Below are 14,680 nucleotides of genomic sequence, written 5' to 3' on the forward strand. Positions count from 1 at the left end.
TCCTGTTTCGCCGCCTGCTGCCGCATGTGCGGGTGCGGGTCAGCGAACAGAACCCGGAAGGGGCGACATTCGGGTTCGGAGTGGTGTTTTCCGACCAGGCGCTGGACTTCCTGAAGGCGGACGATCCGGACATTCACGACCTGGTCACGCCGCATATGGAGCGGTGGCGCAACATGACGCTGAACCTGCCGGGCGGGCAGGTGCTGCTCGACGGGGTCGGCTTCTCGGCCATCGGCCGGCTGGAGCTGATCGAGATCCTGCGCCGGCACGCCGCCTCGCTCGGCGTCGAGATGCGCTACTCCTACCGCGTCGACGCGCTGGACGAGCTGGACGCGGACCTGATCGTCGGCGCGGACGGGCTGAACTCGCTGGTCCGCGCCAGCCTGGCCGACGCCTTCGAGCCGAGGCTCGAGCATTTCGACAATCACTTCGCCTGGTTCGGCACGCCGCGTCCCTTCGACACGCTGACGCAGAGCTTCGTGCGCAGCGCCAAGGGCTCGCTCAACGCCCATCACTACCGGTTCGCACCCGACCGCAGCACCTTCATCGTCGAATGCGACGCGGCGACCTTCCGCGCCCATGGCTTTGCCGAGATGGACGAGGAGGAGAGCGCCCGGGTCTGCGGCGAGATCTTCGCCGAGGTGCTGGAGGGGGGGCCGCTGATCACCAACCGCTCGATGTGGCGGCAGTTTCCCCGGCTGTGGTGCCGCAACTGGGTGGCCGGGCGCCACGTGCTGCTCGGCGACGCGGTCCACACGGCGCATTTCTCCATCGGCTCGGGCACCCGCCTTGCCATGGAGGACGCCATCGCCCTGGTGCGCGCGCTCGCCGCGCAGGACGATGTCGACGCGGCGCTGGCCGCCTATCAGCGCGACCGCCAGCCGATCGCCCGCAAGATCGTCGACGCCGCCAACACCTCGGCCGGCTGGTACGAGAGCTTCGCGACGAAGATGGACCTGCCGCCGCTCGACTTCGCCTTCGACTACATGACCCGCTCGGGCCGGGTCGACATGGACCGGCTGCGCTCCATCGCCCCGCAATTCATGGCGCGCTACGAGGCCGCCAAGGCCAATGCGCCGGCGCCGGCCATCGTCGATCCGGTCGGCGACGACACGCCGGGAGCGGCCGAGATCGGCTTCGACAAGGCCAACCACGCCAATTGTTCGGCGATCCTGTGGGACAATCTCACCCGCTACCCGGACAAGCCGGCGGTGACCGGCCCCGCCGGCACGCTGACCTATCGGGAACTGGTCGGCGAAGCGGCGCGCTGGGGCAATGCCTTCCTTGCCGCCGGGCTGCGGCGCGGCGAGCGCATCCCGTTCTTCCTGGACGACACGCCGGCCTACCCGGCCGCCTTCTTCGGCGCGGTGCGCGCCGGGCTGGTGCCGGTGCTGCTGAACATCCAGACGACGCCCGAGGTGCTGAACTTCTTCCTGAAGGACACCGGCGCACGGCTGGCGCTGTGCGAGGCGGCGCTCGCCGACCGGTTCGCCGGCGACACGCTGGCCGGCACCGCGCTGGAGCGGGTGATCCTCGTCAACGGCCCGGCCTCAGGATCGGTCGCAGGGTTGGCGGGCGGCGACCGGCAGATGGCGGCGGAGGCCTTCCTTGCCGGACAGGCCACGGAGCTTGCCTGTGCCGATACCGGCCCGGACGACATGGCCTTCTGGATGTATTCGTCCGGCTCGACCGGCCGGCCGAAGGGCGTCGTGCACCTGCACCACGACATGGCCTATACGCAGGCCTCCTTCGGCAGCCATGTGCTGAAGCTGTCGCCGGACGACATCTGCTTCTCGGTGCCGAAGATCTATTTCGCCTATGGCTTCGGCAATGCCCTCACCTTCCCGTTCTCGGTCGGCGCGACGACGCTGCTGATGCCGGGTCAGCCGCGCCCGGACGACGTACTGGCGCTGATCGAGAGATGGCGGCCGAGCGTGCTGTTCGGCCTGCCGACGCTCTACACCGCGCTGGCGCGGGCGCCGTCGCTGGCGGCGCGGGACCTGTCGTCGCTGCGCCAGTCGATGTCGGCGGCCGAGATCCTGTCGCAGGAGGTCTATGACGCCTGGAAGGCACGCACCGGCCACGGCCCGACGGAGGGGCTCGGCTCCACCGAACTGCTGCACATCTACCTGTCCAACGCGCTGGACGACCACCGGATCGGCGCGGCCGGCCGGCGGGTGCCCGGCTACGAGATCCGGCTGGAGACGGCGGACGGACGGCCGGCGCAACCGGGCGAGGAAGGCGTGATGCTGGTGCGCGGCCATTCCTCCGCGCCCTGCTACTGGAACCGGCCCGACAAGACCCGCGACACGATGCGCGGCGGCTGGATCCATACCGGCGACCGCTTCGTCGAGCGGGACGGACATTATTACTTCCAGGGCCGCTCCGACGACCTGATCAAGGTGTCCGGCCAGTGGGTCTGGCCGCTGGAGGTGGAGCGCTGCCTCAACGAGCATCCGGACGTGCACGAATGCGCCGTGCTGGCGCATGAACTGCCCGACCGGCGGATGACGCTGCGGGCGATCGTGCGGCTGCGCGAGGGCTCGCGGCAGGGCGACGAGCAGAGCGAGCGGCTGCGCGACTACGTCAAGTCGCGGCTGCAGCCGTTCAAGTATCCGCGCCTCATCGACTACATCGACGAGCTTCCGAAAACCGGCACCGGAAAGATCGACCGCCAGGCGCTGATGCAGCGGGCGTGACCGGGCCGGCACGCCGGGAGGACCGAGGCAGCCTCGCGCACCAGGGACGGAGCGGGCCGCCAAAGCCAAAACGACAGGTTTTTGAAGGGGAGGAAGACATGACACGCATTGGACAACGAGTTGCAACCTGCGCCCTGGCCGCCGCCGTGCTGATCGGCGGCGCCGCAACCGCGCTGGCCCAGGTGGCCTCGATCTCGACGCCGCCGCAGGGCTCGGTGTGGAACACCATGGCCTCGGTGATCGCCGGCCAGGCCCGCACCAGCGCCGGCATGCGCATGGTGGTGCAGCCCTATGGCGGCAATGCCCAGATGATGCAGTCGGTGAACGAGGGGCTGGCGGAATTCTCGCTCAACGACGTCAACGACGTGATCTCCGCCGTTGAGGGCAGCGGCGAATACACGGCGGCGATGCCGAACCTGCGGGTGCTGGCCCGCGTCAACCCGTTCCCGGTCGGCCTCTATGTCAAGGAAAGCTCCGGGCTGAAGGCGGTGGCCGAACTGAAGGGCCGCAGCGTGCCCTCCGGCTGGGACGCCTTTCCGATCGCCCGCTCCCATATCTCGGCGATCCTGGCGGCCGGCGGGCTGACCTGGGACGACGTGCGGCAGGTGCCGGTGCCGGAGCTGATCCGCGGCTCCGACGACATGGCCTCGGGCCGGGTCGACAGCGCCTTCTTCGCCCTTGGCGGTCCGAAGGTGGCCGAGGTCGACGCCTCGGTCGGCGGGGTGCGCTTCCTGACCATCGAGGCCAATGACGACACGCTGGCCCGCATCCGCACGGTGCGCCCGGCCTTCTACTTCTCGCAAGTGACCCCGGCACCGCCCCGCGTCGGCGTGCACGAGCCGATGGCCTTCGTCACCTGGGACAACATCCTGGTCGCCGGCGCGCATGTCAGCGACGCGCAGGTCGAGGCGCTGCTCGGCGTGCTGTTCGACGAGGCCGAGGCGATCGGCACCGCCTATCCGCCGCTGCGGGCGCTGGACCTGGCGAGCGCCTTCAAGGCCTATCCGGGGCTCGACTACCATCCGGGGGCGGTCGCCTTCTTCGCCAAGCGCGGCATCGCGCAGACGCCGGTCGAATGACCCTTAGGTCGTGGACGGGCGGGCGGCACCCCGCCGTCCGTCCGGCGCGCGCGATCGAACCTCGTCAGGACAGACAATGGCACCCACCCAGACACCGGAAGGCGACCATGGCAGCAACCATGGCGGCGGCGTCGCCGCGACGCGCCTGCTGCGCGCGGCGCTCGGCGGCACACTGACGCTGCTTTCCCTTGCCCAGGCGGCCGATCTCGGCTCGCGGCTCGGCTACTCCTATTATACGGAGCAGTTCCTCGCCGCGGTCCTCGGACTGGCGCTGGCACTGGTCTTTCTCGGCGATCCGACGGCGATCGGACGGCGCCGCATGAGCCGGCTGCAGCGCCTCGCCGACCCGGTGCTCGGCCTCGCCGGACTGGGGCTGTCGCTCTATGTCGCGGCGGCCTATCCCTCGCTGGTCGGGCGGGCGATGATGCTGCCCTGGGACGCCCTGGTGGCCGGCATCGCGCTGTTCGCGCTGGTGCTGGAGGCACTGCGCCGCTGCGTCGGCTGGGTGCTGGTGATCGTCGTGCTGACGATCTGCGGCTACGGCCTGATCGGCCATCTGGTGCCGGGCATCCTGCAGACGCGGGAAGTGGCGCCGGTGCGGCTCGCGGTCTATCTCGCCTTCGATCCCAACGGCCTGCTCGGCCTGACGCTCAACGTCGCGGCGACCGTGGTGATCGCCTTCGTGTTCTTCGGCCAGGTGCTGCTGCATTCGGGCGGCGCCGGCTTCTTCAACGACATCGCCATGGCGACCATGGGCCGCCGCCGGGGCGGCGCCGCCAAGATCTCCATCGTCGCCTCGGGCCTGTTCGGCTCGATCTCCGGCGTCGTCGTCTCCAACATCGTGGCGACCGGCGTCGTCACCATCCGCCTGATGATCAAGTCCGGCTTCCGCCGCACCACCGCCGCCGCCGTCGAGGCGGTCGCCTCCACCGGCGGCCAGATCGCCCCGCCGGTGATGGGCGCGGTCGCCTTCCTGATGGCCGACATCCTGCAGAAGCCCTATTCGGAGATCGTCGTCGCCGCCATCGTCCCGGCCCTGCTCTACTACGTGTCGCTGTTCGCGCAGGCCGACCTGCTGGCGGCCAAGCAGGACATCCGCCCGGTCGAGGGCGAGGAGATCCCGCGGGCGGCGCAGGTGCTGGCGCGCGGCTGGGTGTTCGCCCTTCCCTTCGCGGCGATCGTCGCGGCGCTGTTCTGGTTCAACCAGCGGGCCGAGACGGCGGCGCTGTGGGGGGCGCTGGCCGCCCTCGGCATCGGCCTGAGCTGCGGCTACGGCAAGCTGCGCATGGGCCTGCGCAACCTGTGGGACTGCCTGGTCGAGACCGGCGTCGCGATCACCGACATCATCATGATCTCGGCCGCCGCCGGCTTCATCATCGGCGTGCTCAACGTCACCGGCCTCGGCTTCGCCGTGACCTATGCGCTGGTCGATCTCGGCCAGGGCAACCTGTTCCTGCTGCTGCTGATTTCCGCCGCCGTCTGCCTGGTGCTGGGCATGGGCATGCCGACGGTCGGGGTCTATCTGCTGCTCGCGGTGCTGGTCGCCCCGTCGCTGATCGAGTCCGGCGTCGAGCCGATCGCCGCGCATCTGTTCATCTTCTATCTCGGCATGATGTCGATGGTGACGCCGCCGGTGGGCATCGGCGCCTTCTTCGCCGCCTCCATCGCCAAGGCGCCGCCGATGGCGACCGCCATGGAGTCCATGCGCTTCGGCTGGACCGCCTATATCGTCCCGTTCCTGTTCGTGTTCTCGCCGGCCCTGCTGCTGATCGGCGACCCGCTCGACAGTCTGGTGGCGGTGGTCACCGCAGCGCTCGGCGTCTACGCGATCTCCGCCGCCTTTGTCGGCTGGCTGCACGGGCCGGCCGGCCCGGCCCGCCGGCTCGCCACCGCCGCCGCCGGCCTTGCCCTGCTGCTGCCGCCGGGGATCGGCGGCGAGGCGACGCTGTGGATCAACGGCGCGGGCCTTGTCGCCCTCGCCCTGTTGTGGCGGGCCGGAAGCGCCCCGGCGCCGGCGACCGCCTCTCCCCTGACACGCGACTGAAGGAAGGACCGATCGATGTCGTATATTTTCCCACCGCTCCCCGTGCCGACGGTGGCTGTCGCCGGCAGCGAGGCCCTGCTGCCGGTGCGCCGCATCTTCTGCGTCGGGCGCAACTATGCCGCCCATGCCCGCGAGATGGGCAAGGACCCGGAGCGCGAGCCGCCGTTCTTCTTCACCAAGCCGGCCGATGCGGTGGTGGCGAGCGGCGAGAGCGTCGCCTATCCGCCGGAGACCGAGAACTTTCACTACGAGGCCGAGCTGGTGGTGGCGATCGGCCGGGCGGGGCGCGACATCGCCCGCGACACCGCCCTGTCGCATGTGTTCGGCTACGCGGTCGGCAACGACCTGACCCGGCGCGACCTGCAACTCGCCGCGCGCGACAAGGGCCGGCCCTGGGACTTCGGCAAGGCCTTCGACCGCTCGGCGGTGATCGGCCCGGTGCATCCGGCCGAGCAGATCGGCCATCCCGACAGGGGCTTCATCCGCCTTGCCGTCAATGGCGAGATCCGCCAGGACGCGGATCTTAGCGAGCTGATCTGGTCGGTGCCGGAGATCGTCTCGATCCTGTCGCACTCCATCGCGCTGCGGCCGGGCGACCTGATCATGACCGGCACGCCGGCCGGCGTCGGCCCGCTCGCCCCCGGCGACACCTGCACCGTCGCCATCGAGGGGCTCGGCGAGATCGTCACCCCCATCGGCCCGCGCGAGTGATCCCATGACCCTGGTGCTGCACAATTTCTTCCGCTCCTCCACCTCGACGCGGCTGCGCGCCGCGCTGAAGCTGAAGGGGCTCGACTACGGCTATGTCTCCTACGCGCTGCGCAAGGGCGAGACGCGCACACCGAAGTTCCTGGCGCTCAACCCGCAAGGGCTGGTTCCCGCGCTCGAGCGCGAGGACGGGCGGGTGCTGACCCAATCGCTGGCGATCATCGAATGGCTGGAGGAGACCCGGCCGCAGCCGCCGCTGCTGCCGGCCGATCCGGACGGGCGGGCACGGGTGCGGGCGCTCGCCAACATGATCGCCTGCGAGGTCCATCCGCTCAACAACCTGCGGGTGCTCGGCTATCTGGCCGAGCAGTTCGGCGCCGACGAGGCGGCGCAGGCGCGCTGGTTCACCCATTGGGTCACGACCACCTTCGACGCGCTGGAGACGATGCTGGCGCGGGACGGCGAGACCGGCGCCTTCTGCCACGGCGACACGCCGGGCCTTGCCGACATCTGCCTCTACGCGCAGGTGTGGAACAACCGCCGCTTCCAGATCGACACTGACGCCTGGCCGACCATCGCCGCGATCTTCGGCCGGCTCGACGCCATCCCGGCCTTTGCCGAGGCGGCCCCGCCGCGGCAGCCGGACGCCGCCTGACCCGCCACCCGAGACGGAACGGAGAGTGCCATGAACGACGCCCTGACGCACGAGACGGTCGAGCACGCGATGCAGCCGCAGGACAGCCCCGAGCTGCGCGCGCTGTATCGCGGCTTCGCCGACAATCACCTGATCCCGCTCTGGACGCAGATCGGCGACCTGATGCCGGTCCACCCCAAGCCGCGCGCCCGCCCGCATGTGTGGAAATGGGCGGACCTGCTGCCGCTGGCCGAGGCCTCCGGCAAGCTGGTGCCGGTCGGGCGCGGCGGGGAGCGGCGGGCCATCGGCCTCGCCAATCCGGGGCTCGGCGGCCATGCCTATGTCAGCCCGACCCTGTGGGCGGCGATCCAGTATCTGGGCCCGCGCGAGACCGCGCCGGAGCACCGCCACTCGCAGAACGCCTTCCGCTTCGTCGTCGAGGGCGAGGGCGTGTGGACCGTCGTCAACGGCGATCCGGTGCGCATGAGCCGGGGCGACCTGCTGCTGACGCCGGGCTGGAACTTCCACGGCCACCACAACGACACCGACCGGCCGATGGCCTGGATCGACGGGCTCGACATCCCCTTCTCCCAGCACAACGATGTCGGCTTCTTCGAATTCGGCTCCGACCGGGTGACCGACTATGCGACGCCGCGCTTCTCGCGCGGCGAGCGGCTGTGGTGCCATCCGGGCCTGCGCCCGCTCTCCGGGTTGCAGGCAACCGTCAGCTCGCCGATCGGCGCCTATCGCTGGGAGGTCACCGACCGGGCCTTGAGCGAGCAGTTGCTGCTGGAGGAGGAGGGCCAGCCGGCGACGGCAGCGCCCGGCCACGCGGCGGTGCGCTACGTCAACCCGACGACCGGCGGCGACGTGATGCCGACGATCCGCTGCGAGTTCCACCGGCTGCGCGCCGGCTGCCAGACGCCGGCGCGGCGCGAGGTCGGCTCCAGCGTGTTCCAGGTGTTCGACGGGCGCGGCGCGGTGGTCATGGGCGGGCACGAGCACCGGCTGGAGACCGGCGACCTGTTCGTCATCCCGTCCTGGATCGCCTGGTCGCTGCAGGCCGAGACCCGGTTCGACCTGTTCCGCTTTTCCGATGCGCCGATCATGGAGCGGCTGCACTTCGCCCGCGCCCATGTGGAGGAGGCCGGACGATGAGCGATCCGCTGGAGGCGGCGCGCGCCGAACTGCGCCGCCGCCAGGGCGCCGGGGCGCGCTACGACGCGGCGACCGCCCCGGCCCGCACGCTGGCCTGGGCGCGGCAGGGCACCGCCTTCTTCGCCCGGCTGCTGAACGGGCTGGACGATGGCGATCTCGACGCGCCCTCCGCGATCCCCGGCGCGACGCGACGGCAGCTCGTCGCCCATGTCGGCTATCATGCGCGGGCGCTCAGCGGGATCGTCGCCTGGGCGCGGGGCGGCGCGGCCGGGCCGATGCCGGGACGCGCGGCGGTCGACCCGGACGACGTCAGCCGCAAGGCGAGCCAGCCGGCACGGGCGCTGCGCCACCTGTTCGCCCATTCCGCGATCCACCTGGATGTGGAATGGCGCGACCTGGAGGCGCCGCAGTGGGAGCGCGCGATCGAGGATGCGGCCGGGCGGCGGATCGCGCTTGCCGAGACGCCGTGGCTGCGCGCCCGCGCGCTGTGGCGGCACGGGCTCGACCTTCGCGCCGGCGGCCGGATCGCCGATGCACCGCCCGGCCTTGCCGAGACGCTGGCGCGGGACAGGCCGTCGCCGAGCCCGGCGCTGCTCGACCTGTAACGCCCGCAAAGCGCCTTCAGGCGCTCGGGCCGCGACCGGCAGTCACACGCAAAAGCCGCTTTCCTGCCGAAATACACGCCAGGATAGACCCAAATTGAGCCCTGCGGATCATATCAACGGGGCGCCATCCCAAATAGTCTTTTCCTCGACGACAGACGTCGGCTGCGAGGAAAGAGACTATGTCATCCCTTGAAAGACCATATTCAGCCGCTCCCGAAGATTTCGAGAGCGGATATGAGCTGATCTGCGTCCGGGAAGCCGGAAAGAAGGGCCGCGGCGTCTATGCACGCAGGGCGGTCGACGCAGGTACCCTGCTGCAGCGCGCCCCCGGCATCTTCTTCGATGCCGATGAAAGCGCAGTGCTCAAGCCCACCGCCGTCTTCGATCATCTGCTCGCCAACCCGGCCGACTACGCGCCCGGCAATCCCGGCAACACCTATGCGCTGATCAATGGCGGCATGTCCTACTGCAACCACGCAGCCGACAACAACGCCGTGATCCAGTGGAGCTTCGAGGCCGACGGCCTCTGGCTGCAACTGCGCGCCCTCACCGCCATCGCCGCCGGGGCGGAAGTCACCATCCACTACACCAATCTCGACGAGTACCCGGACGGCGACAGCTTCGCCGCCTGACCCCGCGCCATATCGACGAAAGGACCCTTCCATGCTGAAAAAAGCCCGCAAGATCAAGCTGCAAGGCATTCACGACGAGGCCTTCTACAAGGAGCGCGTGTCCCGCTCCCTGTGCTTTCTCGGCCTCGACGAGGAGCAGCGCCAGCTCTCCCAGGACAAGCTCGCCAATGCGACGGTCGGCGTCGCCGGCTGCGGCGGCATCGGCTCCTATCTCGCCGTGCAACTGGCGCGCATGGGGGTGCGGCATCTCAAGCTCGCCGATCCGGACCATTTCGACGCCTCCAACATCAACCGCCAGCTCGGCGCCGGCAAGAACACGGTCGGCCGCAACAAGGCGATGGTGGTCGGCGAGATGGTGCACGAGATGACGCCCGACGTGACCGTCGAGATCTATCCGGACGGGATCCAGCGCCACACCGCCGAGGACTTCGTGGAGGGCTGCGACCTGCTGCTCGACATGACGGATTTCTACCTGATTTCCGAGCGCTACGCGCTGCACCGGGCCTATCGGGCGAGCCCGCGGGCGATCACCATGCTGTGCGCCTGCGTTTGGGGCTGGGCGTCGACCGTCTACAAGTTCGACAAGCACGGCATGACCTACGAGGAGCTGCTCGGCATTCCCGAGGACAAGACGCTGGACCGCGACGACGTCGAGCGGCTGATCAAGATGCAGGCCAACTACTTTCCGCGCTTCCCCGACCGCGACACCGTCTACGAATGGATGGACGATGTCGGCAACATCCCGATCCTCGGCGCGGTGCCGCCGATCGCCTGCGGCTATGTCGCCGCCCGCTCCGTGCTGGTCCTGTGCGGCCTGGAAAAGGCGCCCTATTGCGAGCCGCTGCCGCCGATCCCGGCCTATTACCTCGTCGACACGGCGACCTTCGATGCCGGCTTCTACGCCTTCGACGGCAACTGGGCCAACGACGGCGTGCACGAGGCCCATTTCAAGCCGGACTTCGACTGGCGCGCGGCAAGCTGAGCGCAGCCGCCCCGCCTCTCTTCACGACATCCAGACCTCCGGGAGCCCGCCATGCCGGCCGCAACCAAACCACGGCACCTGCTGTCCATCGACGATCTGGGCGGCGACGCGATCCGGGCGATCCTCGCGCGGTCGCGCGAGATCGCCGCGGGGGCGGCCGGCCGGATTCCCGGAGCCCTTGCCGCCATGCTGTTCTTCTCGCCCTCGACGCGCACGCAATACGGCTTCCAGTCGAGCGTGCTGCGGGCCGGCGGCGGGGTCATCACCATCGAGCCGGAAAGCTCGCGGGCCGGCTCCAACTGGGGCGAGAGCCTTGCCGACACGGCCCGTGTCCTGTCCGGCTTCGCCGATCTCGCGGTGATCCGCCATCCGCAGGCCGACGGGGTCTACGACTTCGCCGCCGCCAGCACGATCCCGGTGATCAACGCCGGCAACGGCATGGGCCTGCGCGCCGAACATCCGACCCAGGCGCTGATCGACCTCTACACGATCGAGCAGGCGTTCGGACGGATCGACGGGCTGAAGATCCTGATCATCGGCGGCACGCATCTGCGCGCCTTCCGCTCGCAGATCCGGGCGTTGGCGCATTATCCGCAGGCCGAGATCTTCGTCCTGTGCCCGGACAAGTTCTGGATGGACCATGCCGATGCCGAACACTATCGCCGCGCCGGCATCCGCTTCACCCGCATCGCCCATCTCGACGACGTCAAGCGCAGCGTCGACGTGATCTATCACAACGGCATCACCGAGCGCCGCGGCGAACCGGTCGACAGCTATTTCGCGCTGACCGCCGCCCGGCTCGCCGATATCCGGCCGGAGGCGATCGTCCTGCATTCGCTGCCGCGGGTCGAGGATCTGGCGCATGACGTCGATGCCATGCCCCAGGCCCGCTATTTCGAACAGGCCCATAACGGCGTGCCCGTGCGGATCGCCGTCATGGAACACCTGCTCACGGCCAAGCGCGAATAGCCTCGACTTTTTTCGCAATTCCGCACGGAAGACCGGTTCCCGCTTTTCCCGGAATTGCTCGGGCACTCCAGATTTCACCACCGCCACCGCCACCGACCTCGCCCCGTCCGCCGGCCCGCCGGACCGGACACGGGAGAGGCTTGCCCAGAAGGACCGCACTCATGCCCCGCATCCCGACGCCCCTCTGCCTCGCCGCCGCCGGCGCGCTTGGTCTTGCCTCCCCCGCCGCCGCCGATCAGGTGACCATCACCGGACTGAACTGGGACGCCGCCAAGGTGATCGCCGAGGTGCTGTCGCAGGTGATCGAGCAGGAGCTCGGCGCGCCGGTGCGGATCCGCGAGGCCGACACCGACACCTCGCTCGCCTCGATGGATGCCGGCGACGGCGAGCACGACGTCTTCCCCGACATCTGGATGCCGAACCAGCAGAAGGCCTGGGAAATCCATGTCGAGCAGCGCGCCACCATCGGCCACAATGCCGGCTACGAGGCCGTGCAGGGCTTCTTCCTGCCGACGGCGACGGCGCAGGCGCTCGGCATCGCCACGATCGAGGACCTGAAGTCGCCCGAGATCGCCCGGCGCTTCGACACCGACGGCAACGGCCTTGGCGAATACTGGGCCGGCGAGGAGAGCTGGGGCGCGACGCGGCTCAACCGCATCAAGATGAAGTCCTACGGCCTCGACAAGCTGTGGGAGCCGTGGATCGCCAGCAACGAGGAGTTCAAGGCGGCGCTGGAGAGCGCGCGGGCGGAAGACCGGCCGCTGCTGTTCTACCACTGGACCCCGGAATGGGTGTTCTCCGTGCATCCGCTGACCCAGGTGGCCGAGCCCGCCTACCGGCCCGGCTGCGACACTGTCTACTCGCCGAGCGAGCGCGAGGACTGGCTGGAGGCGTCTTCCTTTCCCTGCGCCTTCGAGACGAGCCGGGTCTATGTGTTCCATTCCCGCTCGCTGGAAACCCGGTTCCCGAAGGTCGCCGCCTTCCTGACGCGGGTGACCTTCGACCCGGCGGTGATCAACGGCTGGGTGACGGAAACCGGCGTCGCCGGCAAGTCGCCGGACGAGGTGGCAGGCGCGTGGCTGGCGGCCAATCGCGACACCGTCGCCGAATGGCTCGGCCCGGCACAGGCGCAGTGAGGCCGGCATGACCGATCCCTCCGACACCGCCCGGCAGGTGCGCATCGGCATGATCCTGCTGGTGCTGTCCGCCGCCTGCTACAGCACCGCCGGCCTGTTCACCCGGCTGATCGACACCAGCGTCTGGACGATGCTGTGCCTGCGCGGCCTGGTCGCCGGCCTGTTCATCCTGGCGGTGATGCTGGCGCGCGAGGGGCGCGCCGGGCTGGCGCAGTTCTCCGTGTTCCGCAGCCTGCCCGGACTGGTGGCGATCGCCGCCAGCGTGCTGGCGATGATCTTCAACCTGAATGCCTATCTGAACACCTCGGTCGCCAATGTGGTGCTGATCTACGCGACCGCCCCCTTCGTCGCGGCCGCCTTCTCCTGGCTGCTGCTGCGCGAGCCGGCGGCCCCGGCGACGCTGTGGGCCAGCCTCGTCGCCCTTGCCGGCGTCGCCGTCATCGTCGGCGGATCGCTCGGCGGCGGCGGGCTCCTCGGCGACCTCTACGCGATGGCGATGACCGTGTTCATGGCGCTGATGATCGTCGCGGTGCGCTGGGGCAAGGCGCACTCCATGGTGGCGATGGCCTGCGTCTCGGCCTTCGCCTCGTTCCTGATCACCCTGCCCTTCGCCGAGTTCGGCCAGGTCGACGGCCGCGCCCTCGCCCTGCTCACGGCGTTCGGCATCGCCCAGCTCGGGCTCGGCATCCTGTTCCTGACGCTCGGCGCCCGGCATCTCAACTCGGGCCAGGCGGCCTTGATCAGCACGCTCGACGTGCCCCTGGCGCCGCTGTGGGTGTGGATCGCCTTCGCCGACGTGCCGCCGCTCACGACCGCCCTCGGCGGCCTGGTGGTGATGGCCGCCGTCATTTTCTCGATCCTGCAGGGCCGGCGCGCACCGGCACCGGCCCCCGCACCGGAGGCAAGCTCATGAAGATCGACCGTATCGCGGTGTACCGCCTGCCCATCGACTTCGGCGAGACCCGCTACACGACCGGCGCCTCCGGCACGGCGCAGGCGAGCATCGACGGCACGATCCTGCGCCTCGACACCGACGAGGGGCTGGTCGGCTGGGGCGAGATCAGCCCCTGGGGCCGCAGCTACCTGCCCGAATTCGCCGAGGGCGCGCGCGCCGGCATCGACGTGCTCGCCCCCGCGCTGATCGGCGCCGACCCGACCGACATCGCCGCGCTGCACGCGGTGATGGACCGGCATCTCGACGGCCATGCCTATGTCAAGTCGGGCTTCGACATCGCCGCCCACGACCTCTTCGGCAAGAGCGCCGGGCTGCCGGTCTACCGGCTGCTCGGGGGACTGGGCAGCGACCGGATCCCGATGAACTGCGCCGTCTATCACGGCCCGTTCGAGGAGATGGCCGAGCGGATCGCCGCCTATCGGGAGCGCCCCGGCTACCGCATCTTCTCCACCAAGCCGGGCGGCGAGGCGGTCGCCGACATCGCGCTCTACGAACGCCTCGCCGGCATCCGCCGACCGGACGAGATCTTCATCGCCGATGCCAACCGGCTGTGGACACTGGCCGACGCGCTGCGCGTCGCCCGCGCGATCGAACCGCTCGGCTTCAACCTGGAGCAGCCCTGCGCCACCTACGAGGCCTGCCTCCGGGTCCGCCGCGCCACCGGGGCGACGATGACGCTGGACGAGAGCGTCACCGACGGCGACGTGCTGGCCCGCCTCGCCCGCGACAATGCCGCCGACATCGTCCATGTGAAGCTGTCCCGCATCGGCGGCCTTGCCGCCGCCCGGCGCTTCACCGCCTTTTGCGAGATCGCCGGCCTCTCGCTCAGTTGGGCGTCGTCGGGGGGCACGGAGATCGCCGACATGGCGGCGCTGCACGCCGCCGCCGCGACGCCGCGCGCGCATCTGTTCGGCCTGTGGAGCTGCCGCGAGTTCAACACCGAGAGCCATGCGCAGGGCGCGTTCGAGATCGTCGACGGCGTCACCGTGCCGGGCACCCGTGCGGGGCTCGGGATCGTTCCCGACGAGGCCGCGCTCGGCCAGCCGATCGCCCTGTTCCGATGACGGACCGCCGGATCG

The 14,680-nt window shown here is 69.9% G+C and carries 13 protein-coding genes and 1 pseudogene; all 14 read left to right on the forward strand.

Features of this window, described 5'->3' with window-relative positions:
• Positions 1 to 290: 290 nt before the first annotated feature.
• Positions 291 to 896, forward strand: a pseudogene (locus TSB10GB4_RS24060) (FAD-dependent monooxygenase); the annotation flags it as partial.
• A 147-nt stretch (positions 897 to 1,043) separates the two neighbouring features.
• Positions 1,044 to 2,699: a benzoate-CoA ligase family protein gene (locus tag TSB10GB4_RS24065; protein WP_371328912.1), complete on the forward strand. Its 1,656-nt coding sequence runs from the start codon at positions 1,044 to 1,046 to the stop codon at positions 2,697 to 2,699.
• 98 nt (positions 2,700 to 2,797) lie between these two features.
• The gene (locus TSB10GB4_RS15285; RefSeq protein ID WP_186396419.1) at positions 2,798 to 3,778 is read left to right on the forward strand and encodes a TAXI family TRAP transporter solute-binding subunit; all 981 of its coding nucleotides are present in this window, start codon (positions 2,798 to 2,800) and stop codon (positions 3,776 to 3,778) included.
• Positions 3,779 to 3,854: 76 nt separating this feature from the next.
• Positions 3,855 to 5,822: a TRAP transporter fused permease subunit gene (locus tag TSB10GB4_RS15290; protein WP_186396420.1), complete on the forward strand. Its 1,968-nt coding sequence runs from the start codon at positions 3,855 to 3,857 to the stop codon at positions 5,820 to 5,822.
• 15 nt (positions 5,823 to 5,837) lie between these two features.
• Entirely contained in the window at positions 5,838 to 6,533 is a 696-nt protein-coding gene (locus TSB10GB4_RS15295) for a fumarylacetoacetate hydrolase family protein (protein WP_186396421.1), read from the forward strand.
• Between the two features lie 4 nt (positions 6,534 to 6,537).
• Positions 6,538 to 7,185, forward strand: coding sequence for a maleylacetoacetate isomerase (gene maiA, locus TSB10GB4_RS15300; protein ID WP_186396422.1), 648 nt, complete (start codon positions 6,538 to 6,540; stop codon positions 7,183 to 7,185).
• A 30-nt stretch (positions 7,186 to 7,215) separates the two neighbouring features.
• On the forward strand, positions 7,216 to 8,322 hold the full coding sequence (locus TSB10GB4_RS15305) for a cupin domain-containing protein (protein ID WP_186396423.1): 1,107 nt from the start codon (positions 7,216 to 7,218) through the stop codon (positions 8,320 to 8,322).
• Positions 8,319 to 8,927 carry a maleylpyruvate isomerase N-terminal domain-containing protein gene (locus TSB10GB4_RS15310; protein ID WP_186396424.1) on the forward strand — a complete coding sequence of 203 codons (609 nt, stop codon included), beginning with the start codon at positions 8,319 to 8,321 and terminating at the stop codon, positions 8,925 to 8,927. The genes TSB10GB4_RS15305 and TSB10GB4_RS15310 overlap by 4 nt, the downstream gene beginning before the upstream one ends.
• Before the next feature lie 179 nt (positions 8,928 to 9,106).
• The gene (locus tag TSB10GB4_RS15315) at positions 9,107 to 9,559 is read left to right on the forward strand and encodes an SET domain-containing protein-lysine N-methyltransferase (protein ID WP_186396425.1); all 453 of its coding nucleotides are present in this window, start codon (positions 9,107 to 9,109) and stop codon (positions 9,557 to 9,559) included.
• A 31-nt stretch (positions 9,560 to 9,590) separates the two neighbouring features.
• Positions 9,591 to 10,541: a ThiF family adenylyltransferase gene (locus TSB10GB4_RS15320; protein ID WP_186396426.1), complete on the forward strand. Its 951-nt coding sequence runs from the start codon at positions 9,591 to 9,593 to the stop codon at positions 10,539 to 10,541.
• A 51-nt stretch (positions 10,542 to 10,592) separates the two neighbouring features.
• On the forward strand, positions 10,593 to 11,510 hold the full coding sequence (locus tag TSB10GB4_RS15325) for an aspartate carbamoyltransferase (protein ID WP_186396427.1): 918 nt from the start codon (positions 10,593 to 10,595) through the stop codon (positions 11,508 to 11,510).
• Between the two features lie 161 nt (positions 11,511 to 11,671).
• Complete coding sequence (locus TSB10GB4_RS15330) at positions 11,672 to 12,646, forward strand: glycine betaine ABC transporter substrate-binding protein (protein ID WP_186396428.1); 975 nt, start codon at positions 11,672 to 11,674, stop codon at positions 12,644 to 12,646.
• 7 nt (positions 12,647 to 12,653) lie between these two features.
• Positions 12,654 to 13,559 carry a DMT family transporter gene (locus TSB10GB4_RS15335; RefSeq protein ID WP_186396429.1) on the forward strand — a complete coding sequence of 302 codons (906 nt, stop codon included), beginning with the start codon at positions 12,654 to 12,656 and terminating at the stop codon, positions 13,557 to 13,559.
• Entirely contained in the window at positions 13,556 to 14,665 is a 1,110-nt protein-coding gene (locus TSB10GB4_RS15340) for a mandelate racemase/muconate lactonizing enzyme family protein (protein ID WP_186396430.1), read from the forward strand. Before TSB10GB4_RS15335 ends, TSB10GB4_RS15340 begins: the two co-directional genes overlap by 4 nt.
• The last annotated feature ends 15 nt before the right edge of the window (positions 14,666 to 14,680 follow it).

It is taken from the genome of Stappia sp. TSB10GB4 (assembly GCF_900185745.1).
Classification (GTDB): Bacteria; Pseudomonadota; Alphaproteobacteria; order Rhizobiales; family Stappiaceae; genus Stappia.